This window comes from Pseudomonas fluorescens (genome assembly GCF_001307275.1).
GTDB lineage: Bacteria > Pseudomonadota > Gammaproteobacteria > Pseudomonadales > Pseudomonadaceae > Aquipseudomonas > Aquipseudomonas fluorescens_AA.
On the sequence record NZ_CP012831.1, the window covers coordinates 2,673,468 to 2,688,906 of the forward strand.

13 protein-coding genes are annotated in these 15,439 nt (G+C 62.1%); 5 read left to right on the forward strand and 8 right to left on the reverse strand.

Annotated features, from left to right (window positions below; translation table 11 throughout):
* Window positions 1-132 precede the first annotated feature (132 nt).
* From AO356_RS11820 to AO356_RS11855, 8 genes are read right to left on the reverse strand one after another with little or no spacing between them, the layout of a single operon-like run.
* The gene (locus AO356_RS11820; protein ID WP_060739931.1) at window positions 133-1,263 is read right to left on the reverse strand and encodes a glycosyltransferase family 4 protein; all 1,131 of its coding nucleotides are present in this window, start codon (window positions 1,261-1,263) and stop codon (window positions 133-135) included.
* Entirely contained in the window at window positions 1,264-2,394 is a 1,131-nt protein-coding gene (locus AO356_RS11825) for a glycosyltransferase family 4 protein (protein ID WP_060739932.1), read from the reverse strand.
* A complete protein-coding gene (locus AO356_RS11830; protein WP_060739933.1) occupies window positions 2,385-3,752 on the reverse strand; it encodes a glycosyltransferase family 4 protein in 1,368 nt (455 codons plus the stop codon). The genes AO356_RS11825 and AO356_RS11830 overlap by 10 nt, the downstream gene beginning before the upstream one ends.
* Window positions 3,749-5,014, reverse strand: a complete 1,266-nt coding sequence (locus AO356_RS11835) for an ABC transporter ATP-binding protein (RefSeq protein WP_060739934.1) — start codon at window positions 5,012-5,014, stop codon at window positions 3,749-3,751. The genes AO356_RS11830 and AO356_RS11835 overlap by 4 nt, the downstream gene beginning before the upstream one ends.
* Complete coding sequence (locus tag AO356_RS11840; protein WP_060739935.1) at window positions 5,014-5,811, reverse strand: ABC transporter permease; 798 nt, start codon at window positions 5,809-5,811, stop codon at window positions 5,014-5,016. The genes AO356_RS11835 and AO356_RS11840 overlap by 1 nt, the downstream gene beginning before the upstream one ends.
* Complete coding sequence (locus AO356_RS11845; RefSeq protein ID WP_060739936.1) at window positions 5,811-7,253, reverse strand: mannose-1-phosphate guanylyltransferase/mannose-6-phosphate isomerase; 1,443 nt, start codon at window positions 7,251-7,253, stop codon at window positions 5,811-5,813. Before AO356_RS11845 ends, AO356_RS11840 begins: the two co-directional genes overlap by 1 nt.
* Window positions 7,254-7,256: 3 nt before the next feature.
* Window positions 7,257-8,225, reverse strand: coding sequence for a GDP-mannose 4,6-dehydratase (gmd, locus tag AO356_RS11850; RefSeq protein ID WP_060739937.1), 969 nt, complete (start codon window positions 8,223-8,225; stop codon window positions 7,257-7,259).
* Window positions 8,222-9,136 (reverse strand): GDP-mannose 4,6-dehydratase, encoded by a 915-nt coding sequence (locus AO356_RS11855; RefSeq protein WP_060739938.1) that lies wholly within the window; start codon window positions 9,134-9,136, stop codon window positions 8,222-8,224. The genes gmd and AO356_RS11855 overlap by 4 nt, the downstream gene beginning before the upstream one ends.
* 426 nt (window positions 9,137-9,562) lie before the next feature.
* On the opposite strand from AO356_RS11855, the gene AO356_RS11860 reads away from it, so the two are divergent.
* The 5 genes from AO356_RS11860 to AO356_RS11880 are packed head-to-tail and all read left to right on the forward strand — an operon-like array spanning window position 9,563 to window position 15,303.
* Entirely contained in the window at window positions 9,563-11,182 is a 1,620-nt protein-coding gene (locus AO356_RS11860; protein WP_060739939.1) for a glycosyltransferase, read from the forward strand.
* Entirely contained in the window at window positions 11,176-12,468 is a 1,293-nt protein-coding gene (locus AO356_RS11865; protein WP_060739940.1) for a glycosyltransferase, read from the forward strand. The genes AO356_RS11860 and AO356_RS11865 overlap by 7 nt, the downstream gene beginning before the upstream one ends.
* Window positions 12,465-13,334, forward strand: coding sequence for a class I SAM-dependent methyltransferase (locus AO356_RS11870; RefSeq protein ID WP_060739941.1), 870 nt, complete (start codon window positions 12,465-12,467; stop codon window positions 13,332-13,334). The genes AO356_RS11865 and AO356_RS11870 overlap by 4 nt, the downstream gene beginning before the upstream one ends.
* Window positions 13,331-14,485, forward strand: coding sequence for an acyltransferase family protein (locus AO356_RS11875; RefSeq protein ID WP_060739942.1), 1,155 nt, complete (start codon window positions 13,331-13,333; stop codon window positions 14,483-14,485). The genes AO356_RS11870 and AO356_RS11875 overlap by 4 nt, the downstream gene beginning before the upstream one ends.
* Entirely contained in the window at window positions 14,479-15,303 is an 825-nt protein-coding gene (locus AO356_RS11880) for a class I SAM-dependent methyltransferase (RefSeq protein WP_060739943.1), read from the forward strand. The genes AO356_RS11875 and AO356_RS11880 overlap by 7 nt, the downstream gene beginning before the upstream one ends.
* Window positions 15,304-15,439 lie beyond the last annotated feature (136 nt).

A 15,439-nucleotide genomic window follows, 5' to 3' on the forward strand; every position in this document is an offset into this window, starting at 1 on the left:
GTATCTTCACTGTGGGAGCAAGGCTTGCCCGCGATGAAGGCCCTGCGGTCTTTCAGAGATCGAGGCGCCTGTTTCGCGAGCAAGCTTTGCTCCCACACGGCAGAGATTTCGTCGCTCTATCGTGATTTGGTATCAGGCGTAGGAAAGTGCCTTTTCCTCCAGCAGTTCCTCGTACAACTGCACCCACTTTTGGCCCATCTCTTCGGAGGTGAACAACTGGCGGTAACGGGCTTCGGCCTTGATGCCCATTGCCTGGGCCTGGGCCGGGTTTTCCCACAGGGTGCGCATCGCCTCGCGGAAGGCCTCGGGGTTGCTGGGGGGCACCACCAGGCCGGTTTCGTCGTGGATGTTGATGTAGCTGGTGCCGGTGCCGATTTCGCTGGAGATCATCGGCTTGCCGAACATCGCGCCTTCGAGCAGGGAGATGCCAAAGGCTTCGGAGCGCAGGTGTGAAGGAAACACGATGGCATAACTCAGTTCCAGCAATGCGACCTTGTCTTCGTCCCCCAGGCGCCCGAGGAAATGCAGGTTACGCAGGCCCAGTTTCGTGGCCTGGGCATGCAGTTGCTTTTCCAATGGGCCGGCGCCCAGGATGACGACGGGGTAATCCACGCCTTTGAGGGCGTCGAGCAGAATGTGCAGGCCTTTGTAATAACGCATCACCCCCACGAACAAAAAGAAGCGCTCGCCCAGTCTTGCCTTCCATCCCGCCATGCGTTCGGCGTCAGCCTGTGGATAACTGGTCTTGTTCAGGCCGTAGGTGATGATCCGGGTCTTGGCGCTGTATTCCTTGAGCACATCGCTGGTTTGAACATAGTTCGGCGAGGCCGCGACGATACGGTCAGCGCCGTCCAGGAAGCGTCGCATCAGCGGCCGATAGAGCTTGAGCAGGTGCCGTTGGCGGACGATGTCCGAATGATAGGTCACCACGTAGGGTTTTTTCACGGCACTGCAAAAGTGCACCAGGTCCATGAACGGCCAGGGGAAGTGGTAGTTGATCACGTCCGCTTCGGCGGCCAGCTCACGGAATTTCTTGAACACGCTGTAGGAGAAACCGGTGGACGCCACTTGGAAGTCCATTCGAGCTTGATGAACGATATGCTGTCGGAGCTGGATCGGACCGGGTGCGGGATGTTCGCTCAACGTCAGCACGGTGTTATCGATACCCAATCGGTCGCTGCTGTCGCAAAGCTGGAAAATGACCTGTGCGATGCCGCCCATGGAGTCAGTCAAATAACTTTTGTAAAAGTGCAGGACTCGCATTCAACCTCCCAAGACCTGGCGATACGCGTGGGCAGTGACCTTTGCACAGCGTTCCCAGGAAAACAGCGCGGCCTGTTGTAATCCCGCTTCCCGATGCGCCTGCCAATGCAGGCGATCTTCGATCAACCGCTCCATGGCGTCGCGCATGGCATGCGGATCGTCGGGTTCGCAATAGATACCGGCCGGCCCGGCCACTTCCGGCATCGCCGAGCAGCGGGTGGTCATCACCGGCGTGCCACTGGCCATGGCTTCGAGCACCGGCAGGCCAAAGCCTTCGTAGTACGACGGGAACACCAGTGCCCGTGCCCCCGCCAACAATTGGGCGACCTGTTCGTCAGGCAGGTAACCCGCCAGACAAACATGACCGCCAGCCAGGGCGCGTTTCAACTCATCATTGAGCTGTGCCTGTTGCCATCCGCTCATTCCTACAATGAACAAAGGAAAAGCCTGACGTAGGGATTCAGGGAGCCCGGCATGGGCGCGCAGGGCCAACGACAGGTTCTTGCGTGGCTCCAGGGTGCCGACACAGAGGAAGTATCGGCCGTGCTCCAGGCCATGGGCTTTGAGCACGGCGTCGATCGCTTCCGGTTCGCGCGGGTGGAAACGTGCCGCGACCCCCAGTGGCGCGACCCTCAGGCGCTCGGCGGGCAGGCCGAAATACTGCTGGGCTTCATCGGCGATGAACTGCGAGTCGGTCAGGATCAGCTGCGCCTGCTCCACTGCGCGGCTGAGTCGTCGCTCGATTTCCTTCAGGCGTGCCGGTGGTTGCGTCTCGGGGTAGCGCAGGTGCGTCAGGTCATGAAGGGTGATCACCGTCGGCCCTTCGAAGGCCAGCGGCCACAGGCTGGGCTCGTGATACAGGTCGATAGCTTTTGAACGACCTTGATCGAAGCGTTTCTGCTCCAGCCAGCGCCGCGCCTGGTAAGCGCCCGGAACCCGTCGCAGCAAGGGGCTCAGCCTTGAATAGCCAGGCTTGGCGGTTGGCGGCAATTGCGGGCTCCAGCCCCAGCCGTGGAATAGCGACAGCTGTACATCCGGTTCCCGGGCCAAGGCCGTCGCCAGTTCCGCCACGTAGTGGCCGATGCCAGTGCGTGGCGCCTGGAGAATGCGTGCGTTGAGGGCTATCCGCATGCTGTTTCCCTGTCGACGATCACTTCGTCGACGTGTCGCTCGATCCGCTCCACCAGTTGCGCGCTGGCCTGGCGCCAACTCAGCCATTGCCATTGCTCCAGGTTGCGCCTGGCCGGGAATACCCCGGTGTGTTCCATGTCGATGACCAGGTTCGCCAGGCTTTGGGGATCGTCGAGATCGAAGTAGACCATGAAGTCACCGCCGATTTCCCGAAACACCGGAATGTCGCTGCCCATCGCCGGCAAGCCGCGTTGCATGGCCTCCACCAACGGCAGGCCGAAGCCTTCCACGTAGGACGGGAACACCAGTGCAGTGGAGTGTCGATAGGCGTGTTCCAGGCTTTGGTCCGCCAGGTTGTTGAACATGAACAGGCGGCTGTCGAGTTGTGGATGACGCTGGATACGTTCGATCAGGGCTTCGCACTTCCAGCCGATTTTCCCGACGATGCATAACCGTGCTTGTGACCCGGCGGCCCAGGCCCGCTCGAACGCATCGATCAGGTAGGCATGGTTTTTCCGCGGTTCGATGGTGCTGACCATCAGGAACACCGGCTCGGGGCGCTTGAACAGCCGCAGCAAGTTCGGGTCGACGGCGTGAGTGGCGTCGATCAGGTCCAGTTCGCTGCCCAAGTGGAAATAGTCGAACCAGCGCTCGCGCACCTGTTGCTCGCCAATACGCCGGACCATTTCCTGGCGAAGCTGGTCGCGGATGGTGGTGGAGATGGCGATGTAGCCGTCGGCGGTGCGGGCAATCCAGTCGAACCAATGGTTGAACACCTTGACCAGTCCGGCGTCGCAGAATTGTGGGTGGGTCAGGGGAATCAGGTCATAGATCACCGAGATGATCCCGACGCCATCACGCTTGAGCTGTTCGGCCAGGGGAAAGAAACCTGAGTGCCAGGAAGAGTCCAGCAATACCAGTTGATCGCCGGCTCGATGTGCCAGCGGTACGCTGCGCGCCGGGGCAGGCTTGCGTTTGAGCAGACGATCGAGGATTCGAATGGGCAGGCTCAGGCACCCCAGGGCGAACAGTCGGCAAGCAACGTACAGGAAGCGGCGCGCCCAGACCGACTGGCTGAAGGGGCGCCGCCGTTCGAGGGTCCGCTGCCTGAGCCAGAACAGATTGGCGAACTGGACCAGGCGTGCTCGCAGGCCGGCCAGATCCCATCCATTCGTGGGCAGGGGGGCCAGGCTTTTCACCTCGTACAGCTTGCCTTGCAGCATCACCACGGGAATGCATTCGCGCTCCTGGTCCTTGGCCGGTAATTCGCGAATGACGTTGCGCACCACTCGCTGAATGCCGGAGTTGTCATTCGGGTGGTCGTATACGTAGGTGCAATCCACCAGCAAACGGCTCATGGCAACTCCTTTTGCGGCAACGCCTCGACGGCCGTCTGGCTCGAACGCTGGATACTGGTCCGGGCCTGGAGCCAGGAACAGCCGACGAAATCCTCCTGGCGATTATTGATGACGTGAAACACCAACCCATAGTCGCGCCATTCGAAATTACGGTCCAGGTGCGAGTCCAGCCGCGACAGGCTGAGCGCGACGGAGTAATTGCCCTTGCCCAGGCGCATGTCGAAACTGAAACGGAAGGTGATCTGTTCGCCGGCCTTTAGGTCGGTCACGGCTTTGTCCTGGCGATGGGTGTTGATGCCGTACATGGGCTGGCCAAGGCGGTCCTTGATCAAAAAGCCCAGCACCAGCCGCTCGATGTCCTGGCGGATTTCGACCCGCACTTGCAACACCATCGGCTGGCCGATCTCGGCCACTTCCACCGGCTGCCCCTGGCTGTTGAGCAATTGCACATCGACGATGCCGGCCTCGCCGGTACCGGAAATCGTGCGTATCTGGCCGTTGGCGAGCATCTCCTGGCGAACCACCTGGCCCTCGCGCTGGGCCAGCATCGCGTTGTAGTAATCCATCACCTCTTCCGGCTTGCCGCGCATGGCCATGCGCCCGTGTTCGAGCAGGATGGCGGTGTCGCAGATCGACTGGATCGCCGAGCGATCGTGGGACACGATCAGCAGCGTGGTGCCGGCCTTGCGGAAGCTGCGGATGCGCTCGAAGCTCTTGTGCTGGAAGTAGGCATCGCCCACCGACAGCGCTTCGTCGACGATCAGGATGTCCGGGCGTCGGGCGGTGGCAACGCTGAACGCCAGGCGCATCTGCATGCCGCTGGAGTAAGTGCGTACCGGCTGGTCGATGGCCTCGCCGATTTCGGCGAACCCCTCGATCTCGGGCATCAACGCTTGTATTTCCTCTACGTGCATCCCCAACAACTGACCGGCCATGAACGCATTCTGGCGGCCGGTGAAGTCTGGATGAAAGCCCATGCCCAATTCCAGCAACGCGGCGACGCGGCCTTGCAAGTGGATGTGGCCGCAGGTGGGTTGGGTGGTGCCGGTGATCATCTTGAGCAACGTGCTTTTGCCGGCACCGTTGACCCCGACGATGCCGACGGCTTCGCCGGGCTGGATCTCGAAATCCACGCCTTGCAGGATCCAGTGCAGTTGATGGCGCTGGCGGGAAAAGGGGATCAACCACTCGAACAGCCGGCTCCAGCGGTTCGGATACTGCTTGTAGGCCTTGCCCAGGCCGGTGACGCGCAAATGTCCCATCAGAGTTCATCCACCATTTCACCGCCGCGCCGGCGAAACATGCGCAGGCCCAAGGCACACAACAACAGGGCCACCACCAGCAACGGCACCAGCGAACTCCAGACCGGCCACTGGTTGTAGAGAAACAGGTTCTGGTAGCTCTGCATCAGGGCGGTCATGGGGTTGAAGGCGAGCAGTTGCTGGATCGATGGCGGCAGGATCGTCATCGGGTAAACGATCGGCGTGAGCCAGAACCAGAATTGCAGGCAAATGCCGAACAACTGCCCGACATCGCGGAAAAACACATTGAGAATCCCCAGCAGCATGCCCAGCCCGGCGGCGAACATCACTTGCAGGGCCAGCAGCGGCACCAGGGCCAGCAAGGTCATGCCTGGCCAGCGCCCGGTGATCAGCAGGAAACCGAGAAAGAGCCCGAGGATGATCGCGAAGTTGATCCCTGCATTGAACAGCACGATCACCGGCAGGCAGATCCGGGGGAAGCTGATCTTTTTCAGCAGGTTGGCGTTTTCCAGGAACATGCCCTGGCTGCGGGTGGTGATTTCCGCGAACAACCCCCAGGTCAGCAGCCCGGCACAGAGGTAGACGCTGTAGGCCATGCCATCTTCGACCCCGGGCAGGCGGGCACGCATGATGTGGGAAAAAATCACCGTGTAGACGAGGATCATCGACAACGGGTTGAGCACCGTCCACAACGCGCCGAACAACGAGTTGCGATAGCGTGCCTGGAACTCGCGCTTGACGCTGCCCAGGACGAAGCCGCGATAGCTCCACAGTGAGCGTTGCAAGGCCAACAGCATCAGACGGCCCTGCCGTAGTGGTCTTCGAAGCGGACGATGTCGTCTTCCCCGAGGTATTCGCCGCTCTGGACCTCGATGATGACCAGGTCGATGACACCGGGGTTTTCCAGGCGATGCTTGTGGCCGGCGGGAATGAAGGTCGATTCGTTCTTGGCGACCAGGTGCGAGCCCGAGCCGTTATTGGTGACCTTGGCCATGCCTTCGACGACTACCCAATGTTCGTTGCGGTGATGGTGCATTTGCAGCGACAGCGATGCGCCAGGCTTGACCACGATGCGCTTGATCTTGAAACGTGGACCTTCTTCGAGGACGGTATAACTGCCCCATGGACGGCTGACCGTGCGATGCAGGCGATAGGCGTCGTGGTCCTTGTCCTTGAGTTGCCGGGCGACGCGGCGAACATCCTGGGCGCGGTCGGCATGGGCCACCAGCACGGCGTCGGCGGTGTCGATGATGATCAGGTTTTCCACGCCCAGGGCGGCCACCAGGCGGCTGTCGCTCTGGACGAAGGTGTTCTGGCTGTCGATAAACAGGGCTTCACCGGTGGCGCGGTTGTTTTGCCCGTCGGCGGGTACCAGGCTGGCGACGGCGCTCCAGGAACCGATATCGCTCCAGTCGAAGGCGGCCGGGATCACCACGACATTGGCTGAGCGCTCCATCAGGGCGTAGTCGATGGAGATGTCCGGCATTTCGGCGAAATGCGCCGCGGACAATTCCTGCTGCACACAACCTGAGGTTTCCACCGCCGTGCTGGCCGTGACACAGGCGCGCGCCTGTTCCAGCAGCTCGGGGGCGTGGGCGTGCAGCTCCGCCAACAGGGTCTTGACCGAGAAGCAGAACATCCCCGAATTCCACAGGAAACGGCCACTTTCCAGGTACTGCGTGGCGGTCTGCAAGTCGGGCTTTTCGACAAATCTCACGACCTTGGCCGCGCCCTTGGTATCCAGGGGCTGGCCCCGTTCGATATAGCCGAAGCCAGTTTCCGGCGCCGAGGGCAGCACGCCGAAGGTCACCAGATGGCCGTTTTTGGCCAGCTCCACGGCGTGCTCAACGGAGGCCTTGAAGGCCGCCTCGTCCTTGATCAAGTGATCGGCAGGCATGACCACCAGGATCGCCTCGTCACCGTGCAGGGCCTGTACCGCGAGGGTGGCCGTGGCAATGGCCGGCGCGGTGTTGCGGCCTGTCGGTTCCAGAACGAAGTGACCGCGATAACGCTCCAGGTGGGCGCTCTGATAGTGGTCGCGGCTCTGGAAGTAGTACTCGCGATTGGTGACGGTGACGATGTCGCCTCGACCGTCGAACAACCCCGCCGCCCGCCGATAGGTCTTGCTCAGCAGCGACTGGCCGTCGGGCAAGAGCATGAAAGGCTTGGGATGGCCCTCGCGGGACACCGGCCACAACCTCGTCCCGGCACCGCCGGAAAGAATCACGGGAATGAGCATGGCCTACTCCTTGGCGACGCGTTTCATGTCCGCATCCATCATCATGCGGATCAGGGTGTCGAGGTCGGTCCGAGGCTTCCAGCCCAGGACGCGTTGTGCCTTGGCCGGGTTGCCGAGCAACACCTCGACTTCGGCCGGGCGGAAAAACGCCGGGTCGATCTTGACGAAGTCACGGTAGTCCAGGCCCACGTGTTCGAAGGCAATCCTGCACATCTCGCGCACGGTGGTGGTGACGCCGGTGGCCACCACGTAATCATCGGGGCTGTCCTGTTGCAACATCAGCCACATGGCTTCGACGTAATCGCCGGCAAAGCCCCAGTCGCGCTTGGCGTCGATATTGCCCAGGCGCAATTCCTGCTGCTTGCCCTGCTTGATGCGCGCAGCGGCATCGGTGACCTTGCGAGTCACGAACTCGATGCCGCGCAGCGGTGATTCGTGGTTGAACAGGATGCCGCTGCTGGCATGCAGGCCGAAGCTTTCCCGGTAGTTGACGGTGATCCAGTGGCCGTACAGTTTCGCCACGCCATAGGGGCTGCGCGGATAGAACGGGGTGTGCTCGTCTTGTTGCTCGGCCTGGATCAGGCCGAACATTTCGCTGGTGGAGGCCTGGTAGAAGCGGGTCTGCACACTGAACTGGCGAATGGCTTCGAGCAGGTGGGTAACCCCCAGCCCGTCGACGATGCCGGTGGTCACCGGCTGGTCCCAGGAGGCCGCGACGAAACTTTGCGCGGCCAGGTTATACACCTCGTCCGGCGCCGACTTGATCACTGCCCGTTGCACCGAGCAGGCATCGGCCATGTCACCGTCCAGGTAAACGATGTCCTGTTCGATGCCCATCTCTCGCAGCCGCCAGCGCGAATCGCTGCTGCGTCGCGCCACCAGGCCGTGGACTTTGTAACCCTTGTCGAGCAGCAACTTGGCCAGATACGCGCCGTCCTGGCCGGTGATCCCTGTGATCAATGCACTTTTCATTCTTGTTGTACCCGTATCTCCCAGTCGGACAGGATCGTCCGCAAGGATTGTTGTGTTGTTGTTTCGGGCGTCCATCCGGTGGCCTGTCGTAGCTTGGCTGGGCTACCACAGACGCGACGCTGTTCTGCGCGGCGAAGACGCGCAGGGTCCTGGATAAGTTGCACATCGACCTGGGCGAGATCGCCCAGTTGTTCGATCAGGTTGCGAATGCTTTGCTCGCGCCCCGAGCAGATGTTGTAGACCTGCCCCGGGGTGCCTTTTTCCAGCAGGGTCAGGTAGGCCGAAATCACATCGCCGACATCGAGGAAGTCGCGGGTCACGTCGATATCGCCCACTTGCAGCCGGGCCGGTTGCAGGCCCAGCTTGATCCGGCTGATCTGCCGGGCGGCGCTGGCAATGACGAAGCTGTCCTTCTGGCCGGCACCGATGTGATTGAACGGGCGGGCCACCAGCACCGGCCAGCCTTCGCTCATGCCCCACTGCAGGCTCAGCAGTTCGGCCGACAGCTTGCTCACGGCATACGGGTTGCGCGGGGCGGGCGGTTGCAGTTCGGTAATCGGCAGTCGGTCTTCGCCGACCTGGCCATAGACGTCACCGGAGCTGACATACAGGAACGTTCCGGTGAAACCCCGGGCCTTGAGGGCCTGGAGCAGGTTCAAGGTGCCCATCAGGTTGATGTGCAGGGTGCGCGCCGGATCGCGGAAGGCTTCGGGCACAAAGGTCTGGCCTGCCAGGTGGATCACGGCGTCGGGAAGCTCGGGCCAGAGGCCCTCCAGGGTCTTGGCGTCCGTCAGGTCGTAGCGTGCGGCGACAGGCATCACCTGCCACGTCGAATCATGACCGTTCAGTCGAGATTTGAGGTGACGTCCAACGAAACCGCTGAGGCCCGTAACGAACAGACGTTTTTTCAAGCACCAGCTCCCCTGATGGTTGCTTCGTCTATTGCGAACTGAGTGGGAAATTTCCGTAAGATCGGGGAAAAGCCACTCAACGATTAGCCTAGAGAAGCGTTTGTTGTAGTTGTTTGGTTGCCAATCTGTGCCAATTTTGCAGCAATTTCAACAGCGCAAACCGTGACTGGTCAGTTCTCATATTTATAGCTGGTTTATTCTCGCCGGGCGGTTCACGAACCCTTGGCGGATGTGTTTAGAATGCCCCTCGTCAGGCTGTCCCTGGTTTCGATCTTCGAGAGGAACCCCAGGAGCAGGACCATAAAAAAACAAGAACGAGACGGGTAGCGAGATGAACGACGCGTGGCGGCCCCCGGGCCGGCTCGATGCGTGACTCGACCGTCATGAAGTGGGGCTGCCGGGACGGCGGCGCCATGATGGGATGCCATGAATTTCATTCTTTACTCGGACGTAAACGACCACTCCATCAGCCAGAGCCTCGGCCGCCCTGAGTACAGCTATTACTTCGTGCTCAAGGCCTATCGTCCCGTGCTGGAAAGCCTGGGGCCGGTGCATGTGGTGTCGTCGGTCGCCGAGGTCGATCCGCTGTATCAGACACTGCAGCAGGCCGGGCAGGACTGCTTGTTCCTTTCATTTTCCCCCCCGCACAAGACGCCGCTGGACCTGCTTTGCCCGATGGTCTGCGTGGTGGCCTGGGAGTTCGATTCGATCCCGGCCGAGCACTGGGACGACGACCTGCGGCATGACTGGAGTCGCACGCTGGCCCGTCATGGCCGGGTGATTACCCTGTCCAGCCATACGGCCGAGGCGATCCGTCGGACCTTGGGCGAGGATTTCCCGGTATTGGTATTGCCCACGCCGTTGTGGGAGCGTTTCGCGGCGGTTCGCGAGCAATACCCGAGCCTGCCGATCAACCCGGGAACGACCTTGCAGATCAAGGGCTGCATCATCGACAGCCGGCCCCTCGGGCTGTCGGCCGATGGCTTGATCGCACCGATCCTCGAAGAAGTGCCGGAACCGGAACCAGAGCCGGAACCGATCATTGAGCCACCCCCTCTGACTTGGCGGCGGCGCGCATTCATTTCCCGCCATTACCTGCGCGAAGTCATCCGCGCCTTCACCGGCAAGCACGAGCAGGGCCCCGTGTGGCTGTGCAAGCACAACCTGCTGTGCTGGTATCGCGAGGCGGTCCGCGACCTGGTCCCCGTGCCGGTGCGCGTTGCCATCAGCAGGATCCTGAGAGGGCCGGCACCGCTGCCGGTGGCCGTCGAGCCCGTTCCAGAGCCTGCCCCCGAACCGGCGGCGCCGGCACATCCCCAGGCCGTGCTGCCGGACACCCACCAAGTGGTGGAAACTGAAGTCAGCGGCGTGGTGTACGTCAGCGTGTTCAACCCCGATGACGGGCGCAAGAACTGGCATCAGTTGGTCACCGCATTCTGTTGGGCCCTGCGTGACGTCGAGGACGCCACGCTGGTGCTGAAAATGACCCAGAACGACCTGTCGACCTACTACGTCGAACTGTTGACGCTGCTGTCCCAACTGTCGCCGTTCAGTTGCCGGGTGGTGGTGATGCACGGTTACCTGGAGGACGAACAATTCGCCCGGCTGTATGGCGCGGCGAGTTTCTACGTCAATGCGTCCCGCTGCGAGGGCCTGTGCCTGCCGTTGATGGAGTTCATGTCCTGTGCACGCCCCGTCATTGCGCCGGACCACACGGCAATGCGCGATTACATCGACGCCGAGGTGGCCTTCATCGTCAAGTCCAGCCGCGAACCGACCATCTGGCCGGAAGACTCGCGCATTTTGTATCGTACCCTGCGCCATCGACCCGACTGGGGCTCATTGAAACTTGCCTATCAGCAGAGCTACGCCATGGCCAAGCACCAGCCGCAGGCCTACCAGGCCATGGCGGTTGCCGCGAACGAGCGGATGCGCCGCTATTGTGCGTTCGCCCCGGTGCAGCAGCGCCTGGCGGATTTCCTGGCTGAGCCAGGTTGTGACGAAGGGCTGCCGCTGGCGGTCCAGGCAGGTACCGCCTCATGTTGATCATCATTTATTCGGAAACCAACCAGAGCAACATTCTGGAAAACCTCGGTAAGCCCGAGTACAGCTATTACTTCGTGCTCAAGGAGTTTCGCCCGGTGCTGGAGCGGTTGGGGCGGGTGGTCGAAGTGACCCGGCCTGACGAAGAGGTCGATCAGCTGTACGCCGATTGTCTGGGGCGTGGCGAGGATTGCGTATTCCTGTCGTTTTCACCGCCTCATCGCACCGCTGCCCACTACGCTTGCCCGACGATTCCGGTGTTCGCCTGGGAATTCAGCACCATCCCTACCGAAAGCTGGCAGGGCGAGGCCCGGCACGACTGGCGAGTGGTCTTGGGCGCGACCGGCATGGCGATCACCCATTCCAGCTTCACCGTCAACACCGTTCGTGAGGTGATGGGCGCGGACTTTCCCATCGCCGCTGTCGCCGCGCCGGTATGGGACCGCTTTGCCGCCCGTGGCGCGGTGCTGGCCCAGCGGCCGACCGTGGATCACATGCGCCTGCAATTGCGTGGCCTGCTGATTGACAGTCGCACCACCGACCTGCGGCCTTATGGCCCACCGGTGCACCAGGCCGGCACGCCGCTGGTGCTGGACGGCCCGGCCGAGGATTGCGAGTTACTGCTGGACGGTGTGATCTATACCTCCGTGTTCAATCCCTACGACGGGCGCAAGAACTGGAAGGACATGATCAGCGCATTTTGCGCGACGTTTCGCGATGTTCCTGACGCTACCCTGGTGCTCAAGCTGACCCACCACGATGTCACCGCCGCGCTCACCGACATGCTCCACCACGTCTACAAGAACCAGTCGTACCGCTGCCGCATCGTGCTGATCCACGGTTACCTGGCGGACGCGGACTACGAACGGCTGGTGGAAGCCACCCGGTACGTGGTCAACAGTTCCTATGGCGAAGGGCAGTGCCTGCCGTTGATGGAGTTCATGTCCTGCGGCCGTCCGGCAATTGCGCCGCTGAACACGGCGATGGCCGACTACATCGATCACGACAATGCCTTCGTGGTGGATTCGACCGAGGAATTGACCGCCTGGCCCCACGACCCGCGTGCGGCTTACCGGACCCTGCGTTATGTCACCGATTGGGACTCGCTGTGCTCGGCCTACCGCGCCAGCTACGACGTGGCTACAAATGATCCCGAGCGGTATCGCCGCATGTCGGCCCATGCCGTGCGCAGCCTGGAGAAATTCTGCAGCCAGGCCAACGCCGAGCAGCGCTTGCGGGCGTTTTTCGAACAACTGTCCGAGCGTCGCCGGAACGCGACGCAGCCATGATCCGGCGATGGCTGGCCGGGCGCAGGCCTGTGGCGCCTTCGCCAGCGCCGACGGTGGCCGTTTCGCCCCGGGATGCCGGCCTCTACGACGCGATGCTCGACGGCTGGTTTCGCAGTGAAACCGGCGAATTGCTCAAGGGCTTTGCCATCACGGCCGACGATACCTTGCTGGATGTGGGCTGCGGAGAAGGTGTGGCGACGCTGTTTGCCATGCGCCAGGGTGCGTCCGTGATCTTTACCGACAGCGAACAGGACAAGGTGCGCGACCTGGCTCGCCAAGTCGAAGCCCAGGCCGCCGCGCCGTTCCTGGGGTTGGTCAGCAACAGCTTGCCGCTGCCCCTGGCCGATGGCTGTGCGAACAAGATCGTCTGCATGGAGGTGCTCGAGCATATCCATGAGCCTGAGCCGTTCATGGCCGAGCTGGTGCGCATGGGCCGACCCGGGGCGCAGTACCTGCTCAGCGTGCCGGCCTCGGTGGGCGAGCATTTGCAGCAAGGCATCGCGCCGCCGGGCTACTTTCAAGCGCCCAACCATGTGCAGATTTTCAGTGCCGAACGATTCGCCGCGTTGGTGGAGGACGCCGGGCTGGTGATCGAGCATCGCCAGGCCAGCGGGTTTTTCTGGGTCATGGGCATGATTTTCTTCTGGGCCAGCGAACGAGCGGCCGGCCGGGACCTCGAGGGTGCCGTGCGTGACCGTATCCAGGCGCCGTATCCACCCTTGATGGAGCGCTGGGCGAGCCTCTGGCAGGACTTGCTGACGCAACCCGACGGCCTGGTGATCAAGCAGGTGCTGGACCGGTTCATGCCCAAGAGCCAGGTCATCATCGCGCGTAAGCCCGATCCTTCTTCCGGGAGTACTTCATGAGCGGCAAGCGGATCCTGGACATCGAATTGCTGCGCGCCGTTGCGGTGATCGGCGTGCTGTTCCATCACCTGCAAGGCATGCCGTTTCCTGGCGGATGGCCGCGCCTGGCGGCCCTGGCCGACAGTTTCCAGCTGTGGTGGGGCGTGGACCTGTTTTTTGCGATATCCGGGTTCGTCATCGGGCGCAGCCTGATCCCGCAATTGCGTCGCTGCGACAGCCCCCGGCAATTCTGGGCCGTCACCCGGGATTTCTGGATTCGCCGGGCGTTTCGCCTGTTGCCGTCGGCCTGGCTCTGGCTGCTGCTGGTGTTGTTCGCGGTGTTTTTCCTGAACCGTTCCGGTGCGTTCGGCAGCGTGCAGGCCAACCTGCAGGCGACCCTGGCCGGTTTCCTGCAATTCGCCAACCTGCGTTTTGCCGATGCCTTCATGCAGTATGAATACGGCGCGAGCTTCGTGTACTGGACGCTGTCGTTGGAAGAACAGTTCTATCTGATCCTGCCGCTGCTGGTGTTCGTCTCGCGCCGCTATTTGGTGTGGGTGCTGCTGGCGGTGGTGCTCGTGCAGTTTTTCACCTGGCGGGCGCTGTGGCTGTCGGTGATCCGTACCGATGCCTTGGCGCTGGGTGTGTTGTTGTCGATCTGGAGCCTGCGGTCCAGCTACTGGCGCTTCGAGCCCACGTGGCTGTGCCGCCCGCCCCTGGGTGTGCTACTGGTGCTGGGCCTTGGCAGCGTGATGGCCTGGATCGCGACCGAGCACTTCAATTTGTCGTTCTACCGTCTCGGGGTCATTGCGGTGCTCAGTGCCGTGCTGGTCTGGGTGGCCTCTTACGATCGGGATTATTTGTTGCCCCGCGGTCGGCTGAAAACGGCGCTGACCTGGGTGGGCAGTCGTTCCTATGGGATCTACCTGATCCACATCCCGGTGTTTTTCCTGCTGCGCGAGTTGTGGTTTCGTTTCGCCCCCTTGGGCTCGCCGGACCCGGCAAGCCATCCCTGGCCGGCCCTGGCGTGTGCGTTGTTGCTGATCGGGCTGTTGAGCGAACTCAACTACCGTTGGGTCGAAATGCCCATGCGCAATCGTGGCGCCCGGTTGGTTGAACGCCTGTCCGCCGCCCGAACCGTCCTTCCTGTTTCTGGAGCCCCGTCATGCTGAGCCTTTTGAAGAAACTCACCACGGGCACGCCCTCGCCCGCCGAACCGGTGGCCGAGAAAGTCGACCCGTACATGCTTGGGCTGCACGATGCGATGCTCAGCGGCTGGTTCAACCAGCAAACCGGCGAACTGTTCACGGGTTTCCCTGTGACGCCTGAGGACACGTTGCTGGACGTGGGATGCGGCGACGGCGGCAACGTGCATTTTTGCGGAATGCGCGGGGCGAAGATCATCATCGCCGACATCGACGCGGCCAAGGTCGAAGCCACGCGCCAGCGCTTGAGCGACACCCCTGCGCGCGACGTCGAGTGCCATGTGACCGACTGCAATCCGCTGCCCATTGCCGATGCCACGGCCACCCGGGTGGTGTCCACCGAAGTCATCGAGCACGTCGACGACCCGGCGCAGTTCCTCGCCGAACTGGTACGGGTCGGCCAGCCCGGCGCGCTGTACCTGCTGAGCGTGCCGCACCCCAGTTCCGAAGACCTGCAAAAAGACATCGCCGCACCGGAGTACTTCCGCAAGCCCAATCACATTCGCATCATCAGTGAAGAGCAGTTCAAGGCGATGGTCAGCGAGGCCGGGCTGGAGGTGTTGAGCCACAGCCAATACGGGTTCTATTGGTCGATGTGGATGCTGTTGTTCTGGGAGGCCAAGGTCGATTTCAGCAACGCCGACCACCCGTTGCTCAATCACTGGGCCGACACCTGGCAAGCGGTGCTGAACTCACCGCGCGGGGCGCAGATCAAGCAGGCGCTGGACGCGGTGGTGGCCAAGAGTCAGGTGATTATTGCGCGTAAGCCGGGTGGGCTTTCATAGCGTCCATTGCGGCCATGGTACCTACTGTGGCGAGGGAGCTTGCTCCCGCTTGGGTGCGCAGCGCCCACCAAAAGGGGTCGCTGCGCAACCCAGCGGGAGCAAGCTCCCTCGCCACGGGTGTTCGCCAGGATACGGG